This is a genomic window from Microbacterium meiriae, from assembly GCF_040702565.1.
GTDB lineage: Bacteria > Actinomycetota > Actinomycetes > Actinomycetales > Microbacteriaceae > Microbacterium > Microbacterium meiriae.
The window spans coordinates 151,654-166,136 of sequence record NZ_JBFBLJ010000002.1 but is presented as its reverse complement, the minus strand read 5'-3'; the positions used below and the strand labels follow the sequence as shown (position 1 = coordinate 166,136).

Annotated in this window: 12 protein-coding genes; 4 read left to right on the top strand and 8 right to left on the bottom strand. The window is 70.1% G+C overall.

Annotated features, from left to right (window positions below; genetic code table 11):
* Positions 1 to 32 precede the first annotated feature (32 nt).
* Complete coding sequence (locus AB0310_RS08215; RefSeq protein WP_366236992.1) at positions 33 to 938, bottom strand: carbohydrate ABC transporter permease; 906 nt, start codon at positions 936 to 938, stop codon at positions 33 to 35.
* Positions 935 to 1,789 (bottom strand): carbohydrate ABC transporter permease, encoded by an 855-nt coding sequence (locus AB0310_RS08210; protein WP_174235390.1) that lies wholly within the window; start codon positions 1,787 to 1,789, stop codon positions 935 to 937. The genes AB0310_RS08215 and AB0310_RS08210 overlap by 4 nt, the downstream gene beginning before the upstream one ends.
* A gap of 246 nt (positions 1,790 to 2,035) precedes the next feature.
* On the opposite strand from AB0310_RS08210, the gene AB0310_RS08205 reads away from it, so the two are divergent.
* The 4 genes from AB0310_RS08205 (at position 2,036) to AB0310_RS08190 (ending at position 7,979) form a co-directional block, all read left to right on the top strand.
* Entirely contained in the window at positions 2,036 to 2,479 is a 444-nt protein-coding gene (locus tag AB0310_RS08205) for a hypothetical protein (RefSeq protein ID WP_187662507.1), read from the top strand.
* Between the two features lie 160 nt (positions 2,480 to 2,639).
* Complete coding sequence (locus tag AB0310_RS08200) at positions 2,640 to 6,713, top strand: Ig-like domain-containing protein (protein ID WP_366236991.1); 4,074 nt, start codon at positions 2,640 to 2,642, stop codon at positions 6,711 to 6,713.
* The gene (locus AB0310_RS08195; protein WP_366236990.1) at positions 6,704 to 7,309 is read left to right on the top strand and encodes an SGNH/GDSL hydrolase family protein; all 606 of its coding nucleotides are present in this window, start codon (positions 6,704 to 6,706) and stop codon (positions 7,307 to 7,309) included. The genes AB0310_RS08200 and AB0310_RS08195 overlap by 10 nt, the downstream gene beginning before the upstream one ends.
* A gap of 19 nt (positions 7,310 to 7,328) precedes the next feature.
* Entirely contained in the window at positions 7,329 to 7,979 is a 651-nt protein-coding gene (locus tag AB0310_RS08190; protein ID WP_187662504.1) for a GntR family transcriptional regulator, read from the top strand.
* 195 nt (positions 7,980 to 8,174) lie between these two features.
* Here the strand turns inward: AB0310_RS08190 and AB0310_RS08185 are convergent, their stop codons facing one another.
* The 6 genes from AB0310_RS08185 to AB0310_RS08160 are packed head-to-tail and all read right to left on the bottom strand — an operon-like array spanning position 8,175 to position 14,450.
* Positions 8,175 to 8,984 (bottom strand): amidohydrolase family protein, encoded by an 810-nt coding sequence (locus tag AB0310_RS08185; RefSeq protein ID WP_366236989.1) that lies wholly within the window; start codon positions 8,982 to 8,984, stop codon positions 8,175 to 8,177.
* Between the two features lies 1 nt (position 8,985).
* Positions 8,986 to 9,951 carry an aldo/keto reductase gene (locus AB0310_RS08180; protein ID WP_366236988.1) on the bottom strand — a complete coding sequence of 322 codons (966 nt, stop codon included), beginning with the start codon at positions 9,949 to 9,951 and terminating at the stop codon, positions 8,986 to 8,988.
* The gene (locus AB0310_RS08175; RefSeq protein ID WP_259953317.1) at positions 9,921 to 10,703 is read right to left on the bottom strand and encodes an RraA family protein; all 783 of its coding nucleotides are present in this window, start codon (positions 10,701 to 10,703) and stop codon (positions 9,921 to 9,923) included. Before AB0310_RS08175 ends, AB0310_RS08180 begins: the two co-directional genes overlap by 31 nt.
* Positions 10,700 to 12,616, bottom strand: coding sequence for a DUF8034 domain-containing protein (locus AB0310_RS08170; RefSeq protein ID WP_366236987.1), 1,917 nt, complete (start codon positions 12,614 to 12,616; stop codon positions 10,700 to 10,702). The genes AB0310_RS08175 and AB0310_RS08170 overlap by 4 nt, the downstream gene beginning before the upstream one ends.
* Positions 12,613 to 13,467, bottom strand: coding sequence for a carbohydrate ABC transporter permease (locus AB0310_RS08165; RefSeq protein ID WP_363590504.1), 855 nt, complete (start codon positions 13,465 to 13,467; stop codon positions 12,613 to 12,615). The genes AB0310_RS08170 and AB0310_RS08165 overlap by 4 nt, the downstream gene beginning before the upstream one ends.
* On the bottom strand, positions 13,467 to 14,450 hold the full coding sequence (locus AB0310_RS08160) for a carbohydrate ABC transporter permease (RefSeq protein WP_363446441.1): 984 nt from the start codon (positions 14,448 to 14,450) through the stop codon (positions 13,467 to 13,469). The genes AB0310_RS08165 and AB0310_RS08160 overlap by 1 nt, the downstream gene beginning before the upstream one ends.
* Between the last annotated feature and the right edge of the window lie 33 nt (positions 14,451 to 14,483).

Below are 14,483 nucleotides of genomic sequence, written 5' to 3'. Positions count from 1 at the left end.
TCGAGGGACTGCGGATGAGGGGGTGGTGCGGGTCAGCCCTTGGCCGCGCCGGCGGTGAGTCCGCCGACGAGGAAGCGCTGCAGGGCGATGAACGCGATGGCCACGGGGAGCGAGACCACGAGCGAAGCCGCCATGAGCTCCGGCCAGGCGGTGGACGCCTCGCCGATGAACGTGTTGACGAGGCCGGGCGGCAGGGTCTGCTTGTCGGGACCGGCGAGGGTGAGGGCGAAGATGAAGTCGTTCCAGCCGCGGACGAACGCGAACAGTCCCGCGGCGATGAGGCCGGGGGCGGCCAGCGGCAGCACGATCGAGTGGATGATGCGCAGGCGGGACGCGCCGTCGACGCGGGCGGCTTCGATGAGCTCGTCCGGGATCGTGTCGAAGAAGCCCTTCAGCATCCACACGCACAGCGGCAGCGTGAACGTCGTGAACGACAGCACGAGCGCCGTGTAGGTGTTGAGCAGGCCGTATGCCGAGAACACCGCATAGAGGGTGATGAGCAGTAGCGCCTGCGGGAACATCTGCGACGCCAGCACGAAGTACATGAGGCTGCGGCGGCCGCGGTAGCGGAACTTCGAGAACGCGTAGCCCATGTACGCCGACACCAGGACCGAGAGGATCGCGGTGATGACGGAGACGACGATGCTGTTGCGGAGGTAGCCGAACAGGGCCGGGTTGTTCGCGAGGGCGGCGTAGGCCTCGAAGGTGATCTCGGTGGGGAACAGCTTCGGCGGGTAGCTGAACACCTCCGTGCGCGGGGTCAGCGAGGTCGCGAGCAGCCAGTACACCGGCAGCAGCGCGAACCCGCCGAACACGACGACGGCGATCCAGGCGCTCACGGTGGAGGCACGGCGGTCGGCGCGGTGGCGCCGACGACGGGGTGCGGCGGGCGGGGCGGAGACGGCGGCCACCGTCTCCTCGGTCAGCACGGCGGTCATCGCTTCTCTCCCTTCTCGGACAGGCGGACGTAGACGACGACGAGCGCCATCAGCAGGATCATCCAGAGCAGGCCGATCGCCCCGGCGTGGCCGAGGTCGAAGCCGTCGAACGCGGTCTCGTACACGGCGGTCGCGAACGTCTGGGTGGAGCCGGCGGGACCGCCGCCGGTGAGGACGTAGATGATGTCGAAGTGCTGGAAGTTCCAGATGAACTCCAGCAGGATCACGAGGCCGATGATGCCGCTCATCTGCGGGACCGTGATGGAGAAGAAGCGGCGGATGGTGCCGGCGCCGTCGATCTCGGCGGCCTCGTGCAGCTCGATCGGCACGGTCTGCAGGCCGGCGAGGAGCATGACCATCATCCAGGGGAACGACTGCCAGGTCTTCGCGACGATCACGGCGATCATGGCGGTGGTGGGGTTCGCGAGCCACGCCTGGGGGGAGTCGATGAGGCCGACGGTCTCCAGGGCCGCGTTGAGCACGCCGTAGTTGGCGTTGAAGATCCACATCCAGAGGAACGACACGACCACGCCGGGGATCAGCCACGGGATGAGCATGAGGCCGCGGAGCACCTTGGCGCCGCGGATGCGCGTGTTCAGGGCGAGGGCGAGGCCGAAGCCGATCACGAACGGCGCGATGGTCGTGCCGAGGGTGAAGACGAGCGTCTGGGTGAGGAGCGGGAAGAACTCACCGGTGAGCACGTCGACGATGTTCTGGAAGCCGACGAACTCGCGGCCTGGCTCGACGAGGCTCTGCTTGTAGAACGCGGTGATGAGGGCCGTGATCAGCGGGTACACGACGACGGCGGCGAGGAGCGCGAGGCCGGGAGCCGTGAGGAGGAGCGCGAACATCCCGTCCGAGAGGCGACGGGGCCGGCGACCTGTTCCTATCTGTGAGGAAATGGTCTGTTCTGTCACCTAGGTCATCCTTGGCCTGGGGTGATGTGTCCGCACTCTCGCGGTGCGGTCTCGGGCTTCCTCAGTATTTCCGGCAGATTACAGCGACGTCAACTGGAGAGCGCAATAGTCAGAAAGTGGTGGAAAATGGTTGCTTTGTGAACTGATTCACCCGGACGGCGCCCTCGGTACGATCACGACATGGGGTTCTCACTGCTCGGCCTGGCGGTGAGTCTCGCGATCTTCCTGCCGAACCTGCTGCTGATCCCCTTCCCGCCGAGGCCGAAGCTCGAGAGCCCGGCGGTGCCCCGTGTGCTCCTCGTGTTCGAGAGGGCAGGGCAGGCGCTCTGCATGACGGTCCCGGCGATCACGGCGACCGGCGCAATCGCGTGGGGGTGGGCGGTGCCGGTGGCGCTGGCGGTGCTCGCGTACGGGGCCCTCTGGATCCGCTACCTGCGTCGCGGCCGGCCCGCGTCGGCGCTGTTCGACACCGTCCTCGGCATCCCGGTCCCGATGGCCCTCGCGCCGGTGGCCGCCTTCCTCGGCACAGCGGCGTGGCTGCAGAACCCGTGGATCGCGCTGGCCGCGGTCGTCCTCGCGGTCGGGCACATCCCGACCTCCCTCCTCGCGGCTCGGGATCACTAGGCGTACTGCTCAGTGTGGGGCGGGCGTTCTGACACATCGCCGATCCGAAACGATCAGTATCGATCCTTGCTAGTCGATTATCGATTGGCTACGGTCGGAGCAGCCGCTCCCGCGGCGCCGCGCGCATCGGCCGTGCGGGAAGCGACAGTTCGGAGACGCGATGAAGCGTGTACTGGCAAGCCTGACCCTGGCGGCGGTGTTCGGATCCGCCCTCGGCGCGGCGATCCCGTCGGCGGCTGCGGCCGCGGACGACGACGCCCTCTACCTCGCGCCGGGAGGTGATGACGCGGCCTCCGGCACGATCGACGACCCCCTCGCGACGCTGGAAGGCGCCCGCGACCGGATCCGCGCGCTCAAGGCGGATTCCTCCCTGCCGGACGACGGCCTCACGGTGTACCTCCGAGAGGGCACGTACCCCCGCTCGGCGTCGTTCGAGATCGGCGCGCAGGACTCGGGGACTGCCGACGCCCCCATCACCTACCGCTCGTACCCCGGGGAGACCGCCACCCTCACCGGCGGTCGCGAGCTGCCGCGCGACCAGTTCGCCGCGGTCGACGACGCGGCGGTGACCGACCGCATCATCGACCCAGCTGCCCGCGACCGTGTCGTCGGGATCGACCTCGCCGACCTCGGCATCACCGACTACGGCCAGCTCAGCCGCCACGGCTACTGGAAGGCCAACGACGTCAGCACCACCCCGCCCATGGAGCTGTTCATCGACGGCCAGGGCATGACCCTCGCGCGCTGGCCCAACGCCGACGCGGCCACCCCGACCGTGCAGATGGGCGACATCATCGACGCCGGGCCCGACCGCAACGACGCCGACCTGCAGGAGCGCGGCGGCACGTTCAGCTACGGCTACGACCGCCCGAAGCACTGGACCCAGGCCGAGGACGTGTGGCTGGACGGCATCTTCGGCTACAGCTGGGAGTGGTCGTACAACAAGATCGAGAGCATCGACACCGACGCGAAGACCATCACCCTCCGCTACGGCGAGATGTCCGGGATCATGAAGAGCTGGTTCCCCGACTTCCACTTCGCGCAGAACCTGCTGGAGGAGCTCGACGCCCCCGGCGAGTACTACATCGACCGCGACGCCGGGAAGCTGTACCTCATCCCCAACGCGGCGTTCACGTCCGGTCGCGGCGCCGTGACGGTCACCACGCTCGACGAGCCGATGCTGCGCGCCGACGGCGCCTCATATGTGAACTTCGACGACCTCGTGATGGAGTACGGACGCGCGACGGCCGCCGTGATCCTCGGCGGCTCGCACGTGACGATCTCGCACAGCGACATCAGCAACTTCACCGACGGCGGCGTGCTCATCAACTCGCCGGGGCGCTACACCTACGACGGCATCCCGGTGAACCGCGGCGGCCGCGACCACGCCGTCACCGACAGCCGGCTCACGCACGTCGGCGGCGTCGGCGTGGTGCTCCAGGGCGGCGACAAGACGACGCTCGAACCCGGCCGCAACCGGGTCGAGAACTCCGAGATCGCCGACTTCGCCTACTACCACAAGGCCTACAACCCCGGCGTGATGTTCGACGGCGTCGGCAACATCGCCAGGGACAACGAGATCCACGACGCCCCACATCCCGGGATCATCGTGCACGGCAACGACCACCTGTTCGAGCGCAACGAGGTGTACGACGTCTGCAAGCAGTTCCACGACCTCGGTGCGATCTACATGAACTCCGGCAAGACCCCGCAGCAGCGCGGCCACGTGTTCCGGGAGAACTACTTCCACGACATCGGCGTCGGCATGGCGGGCGTCGAGGGCATCTACGCCGACAACTTCACGTGGGACCTCACGATCGAGAAGAACGTGTTCGTGAACATGGGCAACGGCGCGATCAAGAGCGGCTCGGCCGACTACATCGAGGCACGCAACAACGTCTTCGTCGACGCCTACGCCCCGTACGACAACTACGAGCAGTGGATGGGCGACCAGGAGGGCAACGTCGTCGACCGCGACTACATGCCGGCCTGGGAGAAGGTGTTCGCCGACAACAACGACTTCGTGGGCACGCCGTACCTGACCAAGTATCCCGAGCTCGCGCACTTCTTCGAGGACGACCACCACTTCCCGAACCACAGCACCTTCGCCGAGAACGTCGTGTGGAACCCGAACCGGGCCCGGATGGCCGGCGTCAACGAACACGGCGCGAAGGATGGGAAGAACCTCCTGAACTACGAGGACAACTGGGTGGCCGACGCCGACCCCGGCTTCGTGGACGCCGCGAACGGCGACTACACGCTGAAGGCCGATGCCGCCGTGTTCGACCAGATCCCCGGCTTCGAGGCCATCGCCTTCGGCGAGATCGGGGTCGACGGCACGATCGGGCAGACGCAGCAGCCGCAGACCATCCCGCTCGAGGGCATCGCGTTCGACAGCGACACGCTCACGATCGACGCGGGCGACGAGGTGCGCGTGCGCGCCGTGCCGCTGCCGTGGAACGCCGACGACGCCGCGGTGACCTACGCCTCGGCCGATGCCGCCGTCGCCACCGTGAACGACAAGGGCGTGGTGCTCGGCATGGGCCCCGGCACGACCACGGTCACGGCGACGGCGAAGGCCGATGCCACCAAGACCGCGACCATCGAGGTGATCGTCGAGGAGGGCGACGGCGTGCTGCACTTCACCGACTTCGAGTCGGGGGCGAACGGCTGGCCGACCGACCCGAACCGCTCCATTCAGGTGGATGCATCGGGCGACAAGGTGTACCGCATCCTCAAGGGCGCCAACAGCATCCTGCCGCGGGACTTCACGGAGTTCGTGCTCGACTTCGACGTCACGGCGCCGGCGACGACCCCTGCCAACGCGGGACTCATCGTCTACGACCGCAACGGCAAGGGCGGCGGCTACATCCGCTTCCGTCAGGCCGCGGCCGGTCCGACCTGGACGATCTTCGACGACGCCTGGAAGGTCGTCGCCGAGAAGGTCGTGCCGGCGGCGCAGGGCCTGACCCCCGGGGAGACGTCGCACGTCCGCATCGCGGTGCAGGACGGGCAGATCCGGATCTCCGTGAACGGGGCGATCGCGCTGGAAGGCGCCGACCCCGGCCCCGGCAAGGCCGGTCGGGTCGGGTTCTACGTGGAGAACTACGCCTCGCTCGACTTCGACGACATCGGGTTCTCGCTCTCCGGTGTTCCGGTCACGGGCGTGAGCCTGGACGCCGACGCCGTGGGACTGACCGTGGGGGAGCGGCGGTCCGTCGCGGCCACGGTCGCCCCGGAGGACGCCAGCGACGCCCGGGTCACCTGGACGACCGATGCGCCGGAGGTCGCCACGGTCTCCGGCGGCCGGATCGCGGGGGTCACGGCCGGAACCGCGACGATCACCGCGACCTCGGTCGCCGACCCGAGCCTCAGCGACACGGTCACCGTCACGGTGGACGATGCCGAGTACCCGACCACCCGCCTCGACGGCCAGCTGACGGACGGGGCGAACTGGAGTCAGTCCGACCACATCGCCGTGGACGACACCGGCGTCGTGATCAGCGGCCAGGGCGTGCACGGCTACGAGACCGAACGCTTCGGCGACACGCTGCTGCAGTTCGACGCGGAGTTCGGCGCCTTCGACGGCGGCTGGTACGGCTTCCAGGCGCGCTCCGACCAGACCGGGCTCCCCGCGTGGCAGAACTCCAACACCGGCTACCTCGCGGTGATCAAGGAGGACGTGATCGAGTTCCAGAGCTGGACCCCGGGGCAGACCATGCTCGACAGCATCCCCAACACGGTCATCGAGCCGGGCTCCACGCACCGCATCGAGTTCGGGGCCGTCGCCGAGGACGGTGGCACCCGCATCGTGCTCCGGGTGGACGACGTGACCGTGTGGAACATGGTCGACGCCAGGGAGAACCTCCGCATCGGTGCCGACGGCTTCTTCAACGTCTACCACTACGGCAAGACGAACACCCTGGCCGTGCGGCCGACGCCACCGCCCGCGACGGTGACCGGCATCTGCTGGGCCCCCGAGGCAGACCCGAAGACCCGCTACGTGCGCGGCGAGGAGCTCGACGTGACCGGAATGCTGCTGGGGGTGGACTGGAGCGACGGCTCCCGCACCACGCAGCAGGTGACGGCGGACATGGTCAGCGGCTTCGACAGCAGCAAGGTGCGCCCGCACCACACGCTCACCGTGACGTACGCTGGCGCGAGCGTCGAGCTCCCGATCTCGGTGCGACCCAAGCTCAAGAACGACGAACAGGACGTGCCACGATGCGGGTGATCTTCATCGGAGACTCGATCACCGACGCGGGGCGCGATCGCTCCGACCCCGGGTCCTTCGGCGACGGCTACGTGTCGCTCCTCGCGCCCGAGCTGCAGGCGGCGGGAGCCACGGTCCGCAACCTCGGGATCGCCGGGGACCGCGCCCGCGACCTCGCCGCCCGGTGGGACGCGGAGCTGATGCCGACCGCTCCGGAGCTGCTGACCGTGTACGTCGGCGTGAACGACATGTGGCGACGCTTCGACAGCGACGACCCGACCCCGGCCGAGCACTTCGAAGCGACGCTCGGCGACCTCCTCGGCCGAGCAGTGGCGACGCACGCCCCGCGGCTGATCCTCATGGAGCCGTACTTCCTCCCGGTGACGGAGGAGCAGCGCGCATGGCTCGACGACCTCGACGGGAAGCGGGCGGCGGTGCGGGCTCTCGCCGCGGAACACGGGGCGGCGTTCGTGCCCCTGCACGATGTCTTCACGGCGGCCGCGGAGGAGCATCCGGTCGTCGAGCTCGCGCCGGACGGGGTGCACCCGACGCCCCGCGGATCCGCCCTCATCGCGGATGCCTGGCGCACGGCCGCGTCCATTAGCGATAGTCGATAATGGACGTAGACTGATGGTCATGACGGATGCTCTCGGCACGGCCGGACTGCAGCGCGGACTGCTGTCTGATCAGATCTACGCGCTCATCAAGGCGATGATCAAGGACTCCACGCTGGCTCCCGGAGAGCAGCTCGTGGAGTCGCAGCTCGCCCGGCAGATGCAGGTGAGCCAGGCGCCCGTGCGCGACGCCCTCAAGCGGCTCGCCCACGAGGGTCTCGTGTCGCACGTGCGCCATCAGGGCAACTTCGTCGCGAGCTACTCCGCGGAGGAGGCGGCGCAGGCCAAGGTCGCGCGCGTCGAGCTGGAGGGGCTGGCCGGACGGCTGGCCTGCGGAGCGCTCGACCCGGCTCGCCGGGCCGAGCTCGTCGGCCTCATCGCACAGATGCACGAGGCGGCCGAGGCGGAGGACCTCGCCCGGTTCCGCGAGCTCGACTTCACCTTCCACCGTGCGGTGATCGAGGCCAGCGGCAACGTGTACCTCCCCCGCATGTGGGACCTCCTGGAGCCGAGCCTGCGCGTCATGCACGTGCTCGGCGACCCCACCTTCACGGGGGACTGGCACGAGGTCGCGGACTGGCACAAGGGCCTGCTCGACACGCTGGACGACGGTGATGAAGAGGCCGCGTCCTCCCTGTTCCGCGCCCACGCCGCCGGCACCCTCCTCGACTGACCCCCGCGCGAGCTCGCAGTTTCGCACCGGGGTCGCACGGCTGGCCGGAGCCCCTGCGACACGGCGCGGATCCGCGACGGGGGTGTGGAAGGGTCCCGGGGTGGGGAGTCCCTGCGCGGGGTCGCAGTTTCGCACCGGGGTCGCACGGGTGACCGGAGTCCCTGCGACGCGGTGAGGATCTGCGACGGGGGAGGGCTAGGCCGTGAAGGGGGAGAGGCGGTCGGCAGTGCCGGACCAGAACGCTCGAGCCTCGGAAGGGGCCAGGGGAGGAAGAGCTCGCCGGGTCGCGGCGAGCACCTCCGCGTAGGTCGTGGTCCGCGTGGACATCGGCCAGTCGCTGCCGAACAACAGCCGGTCCGCGCCGAAGAGGGTGAATGCGGAGCGCAGCAGTCCCCGCGACTCCTCCGCCCCGCGCGCCGCGAGGTCGAGCCCGGACACCTTCGCCGACACTCCCGGAGCCGACGCGGCCTCGGCGAGGGCGGAGAGCCATGCGGCATCGGCCGTCCGGGCGCCGAGGCCGAGGTGGCAGAGGACGATCGCGGTGTCGGGGTGTCGTCGGGAGAGGGCGGCCACGGCGGGAAGCTGCTCCGGGCGGATGAGCAGTTCGAGGGTGCGGGCGGTCGCGCCCAGGTGGTCGGCGAGGGCGTCGAGGCCGTCCACATCGGACAGGTCAGCGGCGAACTGCGGCACCGCGGCGCGCACGCCGACCACGGCGGGGGAGAGCGCGACTGCGGTGGCGCCGGCGGCCCGTCCCGGCGCGGGGGTGTACTGCAGCACCACGCGCCGCACGTACGGGTCCCGGGCGGCCGTCGCCGTCAGCCACTCCGCCTCCGCCACCGTGTCCGCTGCTTGCACGGCGATGGCGGAGGAGACGCCGGCGTCCGTCAGCTCCCGCCTGAGGTCTGTGGCCGCGGCGTGGCGGGGAAGGCCGAGATCGTCGCGGAACCACGGGATCGGCACGGCATCCGCATCCCAGAGGTGCACGTGGGCGTCGACGATCCGCACGTCAGATCCTGCGCCGCGCGAACGCGTCGGCCTCCGCGTCGAGGGCGTCCCACAGCGCGGCGGGCAGCTCGGCGTCGAGGCCGTCCACGAACGCGTCCACCTCCGCGGGCGTCCGCGCCCCGACGACCACGGCGTCCGCACCGTGCCGCAGCGGGAACTGCACCGCGGCGTCCGCGAGCCGCACGTCGTACGAGGCGCACACGGCCTGCAACCGCAGCGCCCGCTCCCGGAGCTCCGGTGGTGCGGGCTTGTACTCGAAGAACGGGGAGCCGACCGGGTCGACGAGGATGCCGGAGTTGAACACGGCGGCCGCGAGCACCCCGATGCCGCGCGCCGCCGCGGTCGGCAGCAGCCGGTCCAGGGCGGAGCGGTCGAGCAGAGTGAGTCGTCCGGCCTCCATCACCACGTCGAGCGGCGCCTCGGCGACGTAGCGCTCCAGGGGGTCGAGCCGCCCGAGGCCCACACTGATCGCGCGCACCACCCCTTCGTCGCGCAGCTCGACGAGCGCCGGGAGTGCTGTCGCGAACGCCGCCTCCACGTCCAGGGGGTCGTGCAGGTGCAGCACGTCCACGCGATCGACGCCCAGCCGGGCGAGGCTGCCGTCGAGGCTCCTCCGCACGCCGTCCCTGCTGAGATCGACGACCGAGTCGTGCCCGCTCGCGGCTCCCGAGACCGGCCGGCCGTCCGCATCGACGAGCACCCGGCCGACCTTCGTCGCGATCACGTAGTCGTCGCGCGGGACGTCGCGGAGGGCGAGGCCGAGCTTCCGCTCGCTCTCACCCGACCCGTACAGGGGCGCGGTGTCGAAGAACCGCACGTCCCGGGCGAGCGCCGCATGCACGGTGGCCACCGCGTCGGCGTCCGCCACGGGGGCGAAGAGGTTGCCGATCGGCGCGCAACCGAGTCCGACGTCGTCGCGCGCGGCGACGGCGGGGTTCAGCGGACGGAGCTCTGGACGGAACGCCATGCCTCGTACTCCTCGCGGCTGTCGGGGGTCAGCGGGTAGTAGTCGCTCAGGCGCGCGCCCTCGTCGAGGCGGCGGCGGCTGAACACCTCCCACTCCTCATGATCGCGCGCGTCGTCCACGACCTGCGGCGCCATCGCCTGCGGCACCACGACGGGGCCGTCGTCGTCGGCGACCACGAGGTCGCCCGGCATGCACAGCGCACCGCCCACCGCGACCGGCACGTCGTACGCCCACGGCACGAGCTCCGACTGCGAGGCGTAGTGCGGGGTCGTGCCCGTCGACCACACCGGGATGCCGAGCTCGCGGATGCGGCCGGCGTCGCGGATGCGGCCGTCCACGACGATCCCCGCCCCGCCCTTGCGTGCGAAGTAACGCGCCAGGATGTCGCCGATGCACCCGGAGAAGCGGCTGCCGTAGGCCTGGATCACCAGCACGTCGCCGGGCTGCACGGCTTCGAGTACGTGCCACAGGGCGGTGTGCCGCTCGGCGTACTCCTGACCGTCGCCGGAGGCCATGTCCTCGCGCTGCGGCATGAACTGCAGGGTCAGCGCCGAGCCGACCACGCGCTGACCGAGGCTCAGCGGCTCCGGTCCGTCGATGTAGCTGCGGCGGATCCCGAGTCCGTGCAGCTTGGCGCACGCGGTGGCGGAGGAGATCGCGTCGAAGGAGTCGACCACCTCGCGCGAGGGCCGCTCGTAGGCCCCACCCCGCACGGGCAGGGCGAAGTCGGGTCGGATCAGATCGGCGCTCATGCGTCTCCTTCAGGGAACAGGTGGCGCGGCGAGCCGGTCGCCCGCGCGATGGTCAGGTCGAGGTCGGCGCTGTGCGCCGGGGGCAAGGTCACCACGAGGTCGTCGTCCACGTCGAACGTCGTGGTGACGAGCGGGGCGTCCGGGGCCGTGTAGGTGCCCGACGCTCCGGGCCAGAAGCCGGGCTCCTCCCCGGTGGCGGTCACCTGGACGATCCGGTCGAGCCCGAAGCGCCCGCCGCGCAGCCGCACGGTGCGGGTGTGCACGGCGGAGGTGTTCACGAGCTGCACGCCGATGCCGTGGTCGTCGAGGCGGTGCACGAGCGCGGCGACGTCCTCCGGGAGCCCGGGTCGCGCGCGGTCCACATCCTCGTAGCGCAGAGCCGTGAAACCGAGTCCGCCGTTGTAGAGCACCTGCGGCGCTCCGCCGACGAGCTGGGTCAGCACCTCGGTCACGACGGGGTTCACGCGCTGCCAGAAGTGCAGGTGCGCGGCGTCGGGGTCGCGGTCGTCGGCGAGCATCATCGCGGCACGGCGCGCCACCTGGCCGAGCGCCATCTCCAGCGCCCGCACCGGGTACTCCGGGAGGTCGCCGGAGAGATACGCGAACCAGCCGGCCTCGTGGCCCGCCTCCTCCTTGTCGCGGAACGGCGCGACGAGGTCGGTGGAGTCGGGGAGGCCGGCGATCGCCGTCTCCAGCCGCTCCCGGTCAGACGCCCGTCGCGACCACCACCAGAGCCACAGGGGGAGGTCGAGTTGCAGCGGACCGTAGTCGAACCAGCCGTCCGCGCCGTGACGGTAGGGGACGAGCAGTCCCGGCTCGGTGGCGGCGGCACCGAGCCGGGCCATCCATCCGCCGCGCAAGCTGTACGTGGACTCGGCGACGCTGCCCGTGCGCGCCTCGGCGAGAACGGTGTCGAGCATCGTGCGCACGAGGTCGAGGGCGGCGTCGTCGCCTGTGACGAGCGCGTGGTTGAGGGCACCGATCAGGGCGCTCATGCCGACCGAGTGCAGCCCGTGCGGCCAGGCCCAGCCGTAGTGCCCGCCCCACCAGCGGCCGTCGTGGAGGGAGCCGACGGTGCCGTCCGGGCCGACGTTGTCGGGGAGCAGCCCGCCGTCCGCCCGCGCGCGCCAGCCGTCGACGTACCGGCGGATCCACGCGGCCGCCTCCTCGTCACCGTCGTAGAGCCAGCGGTTCGCGGCGAGGGAGGTCGCGGCGAGGTTCACGGCGATGTCACCGGCCGCGCGGCGCTGCATCTCCTCCGCCATGCGCTGGGCGTGCGCCGGATCGGCGAGGTCCTCCCAGGAGGCGATGCCGTCCACACCGTGCAGCGGCAGGCCGTAGGGGCGCATCTCGTCCCGGTCGGCCGTGTACGGCACGATCTTCTCGTCGAGTCCCTCGCGGGCGCCCAGCGCGCCGTTGTGCGGCGAGCGGATCATGTTGCGCTCGGCGTCGTAGTTGCCCTTCGCGGGGTCGGTGAAGAGGGCCGCGAACCGGGCCGCCCGCGCGGCGAACGCGGTGTCGGCCGGGTCGGCGGCGCAGATGCCGGCGAGGAAGAGCAGCGACTCGCCCTGATGGAACCAGTCATAGCCGTTGTCGTACTCCTCGGCGAGCATGCCCGCCTCGGCGAGCTGCACGGTCACGCCTTCCCAGTGCCGCTTGGCGTCGGCGAGAACCTCGTCGGGGCCGCCGAGCAGGTAGAACGCGGGCCAGTTGAAGAACGGCTCGTACAGGTCGTCCACGCCGTCGCGGTCGATGAACTCGGCGACGCCGCGGAGGCGGCCGTCCGGCAGCGTGTAGCGGTCGCGGAAGAGGCGGCGGGCCTCCTCGACCTCGGCGAAGAGCCGGCGCTGCAGCACGGCCCATGCCGGGATCGTGCGCAGCGGACGGGTGAGCGGGGTCTCCGGCACGGTCATCCCTTCGTCGCTCCGGCGACCAGGCCGCCGATGATGTGGCGCTGCATCACGATGAAGAACACCATCGCGGGCAGCACGGCCAGCAGGAGGGTCGGGAACACCTGCGTGTAGTCGGTGGAGAACTGTCCGACCGCCGCATACACCCCGGTGGTCACGGTGTAGATCCCGGAGCTCGGCCCGAGGATGATCTGCGGACTCACGAAGTCGTTCCACACCCCGATCGAGTTGAGCACCACGACCGTCGCGACCACGGGCTTCATGATCGGGAAGATGCACGCCCAGAATGCGCGGATGGGACCGGCGCCGTCCAGGGACGCCGCCTCGTCGATGTCGCGGGGCACGCTACGGAGGTAGGCGGTGAACAGGAAGATCGTCACCGGCAGGGTCGCCGCGGTCTCGAAGAGGATGAACCCGGGGATCGTGTTGATGAGCCCGAGCACCCGCAGCACGAAGACCACAGGGATCAGCGTCACCTGGCCCGGGATGAAGAGCCCGGAGACGAAGAGCAGCAGGAGTCCCAGGTGCCACTTCGACCGTCCGCGCGCGATCACGTAGGCGACGGGCGCGGCGAGGGCGATGCAGCACAGGTTCACCAGCACGACGAACAGCAGCGTGATGCCGTACGCGGCGATCACGTTGAACTTGCTGCTCGTGATCGCGGCCCACAGGTAGTCGAACGTGAACATCTGCGGAGTGATCAGCAGGGGGTTCTCGATGATGTCGGCCTGCGGTTTGAAGGCGTTGATCAGCATCGTGTACATCGGGATCAGCATCGTGATCGCGACGACGCCGAGGACGATCCACCGGATCGCGCTGACGGCGATGGCCGGGCGGTTGCGGGTCTGCTTCATCAGTCGGTCGCCTTCTGCTCGGCGCGGCGTCGCACCAGGGTGACGGCGAGGCCGACGACCGCGGTGACGATGAGGAGGATCATGGACTGCGCGGCGCCGAAGCCGAGGGCCGAGTTCGCGAAGGAGTCCTTGAGGATCTGGTAGACGATGGTCTGCGTCGAGCCGGCAGGCCCGCCGTCGGTGAGCGACAGCACCACGTCATACGCCTTGAGGAGCCCGACGAGCGTGAGCACGAGGTTCACGGTGAAGACGGGGGCGATGAGCGGCAGCGTGATGGAGCGGAACTGCTGCCACCGCGTGGCGCCGTCCACCGTCGCCGCCTCGTAGTACTCCGCCGGGACCGACTTGATGCCGGCGAGGAACAGGATCATGTTGAAGCCGAAGTGCGACCACACGATCGTGAAGATCACGCTCGCCTTGGCGAAGGTCGGGTCCGTGAGGAACGGCATCGCCGGGAGGCCGAGCGTGCTGAGCAGACCGTTGACGGCGCCGGTGGGGGAGAGCATCGCCGACCACAGGAAGCCGATGATGAGGGCGCTGATCACGTACGGGTAGAAGAAGACCGTCCGCAGGATCGTGTTCGAGCGGCCGGGCCCGGAGATGAGGGCGGCGATCGCGAGGCCGATGGCGTTGCAGAGGATCGTGCCGACCACGGCGATGATGCCCGTGAAGATCGCGGCCTGTATCGAGCGCGGGCTGCGGAACGCCTTGATGTAGTTGTCCCAGCCGACGAAGGTGAAGTTGAGGCTGTACCCGTTCCAGTCGGTGAAGCTGAGCACCGCCGCGAGGATCATCGGGATGACGAACATCGCCAGGAACACGGCGACGGCCGGGCCTCCCATGAGGATGCCGGGGATCCGGTTCCGCCACTGCTGCAGCGCGGTGCGGCGGCGCGGGGCGGGGGTCGAGCTCATCGGCGTCGATGGTCCTGTCGGGGCGGTGGCCGCGGCCGGGGGTGGCGCGGTCGTGGTGGGCGGGGTCATGGCGGCACTCTCGTTCTCGGTGGCGCGTAAGCG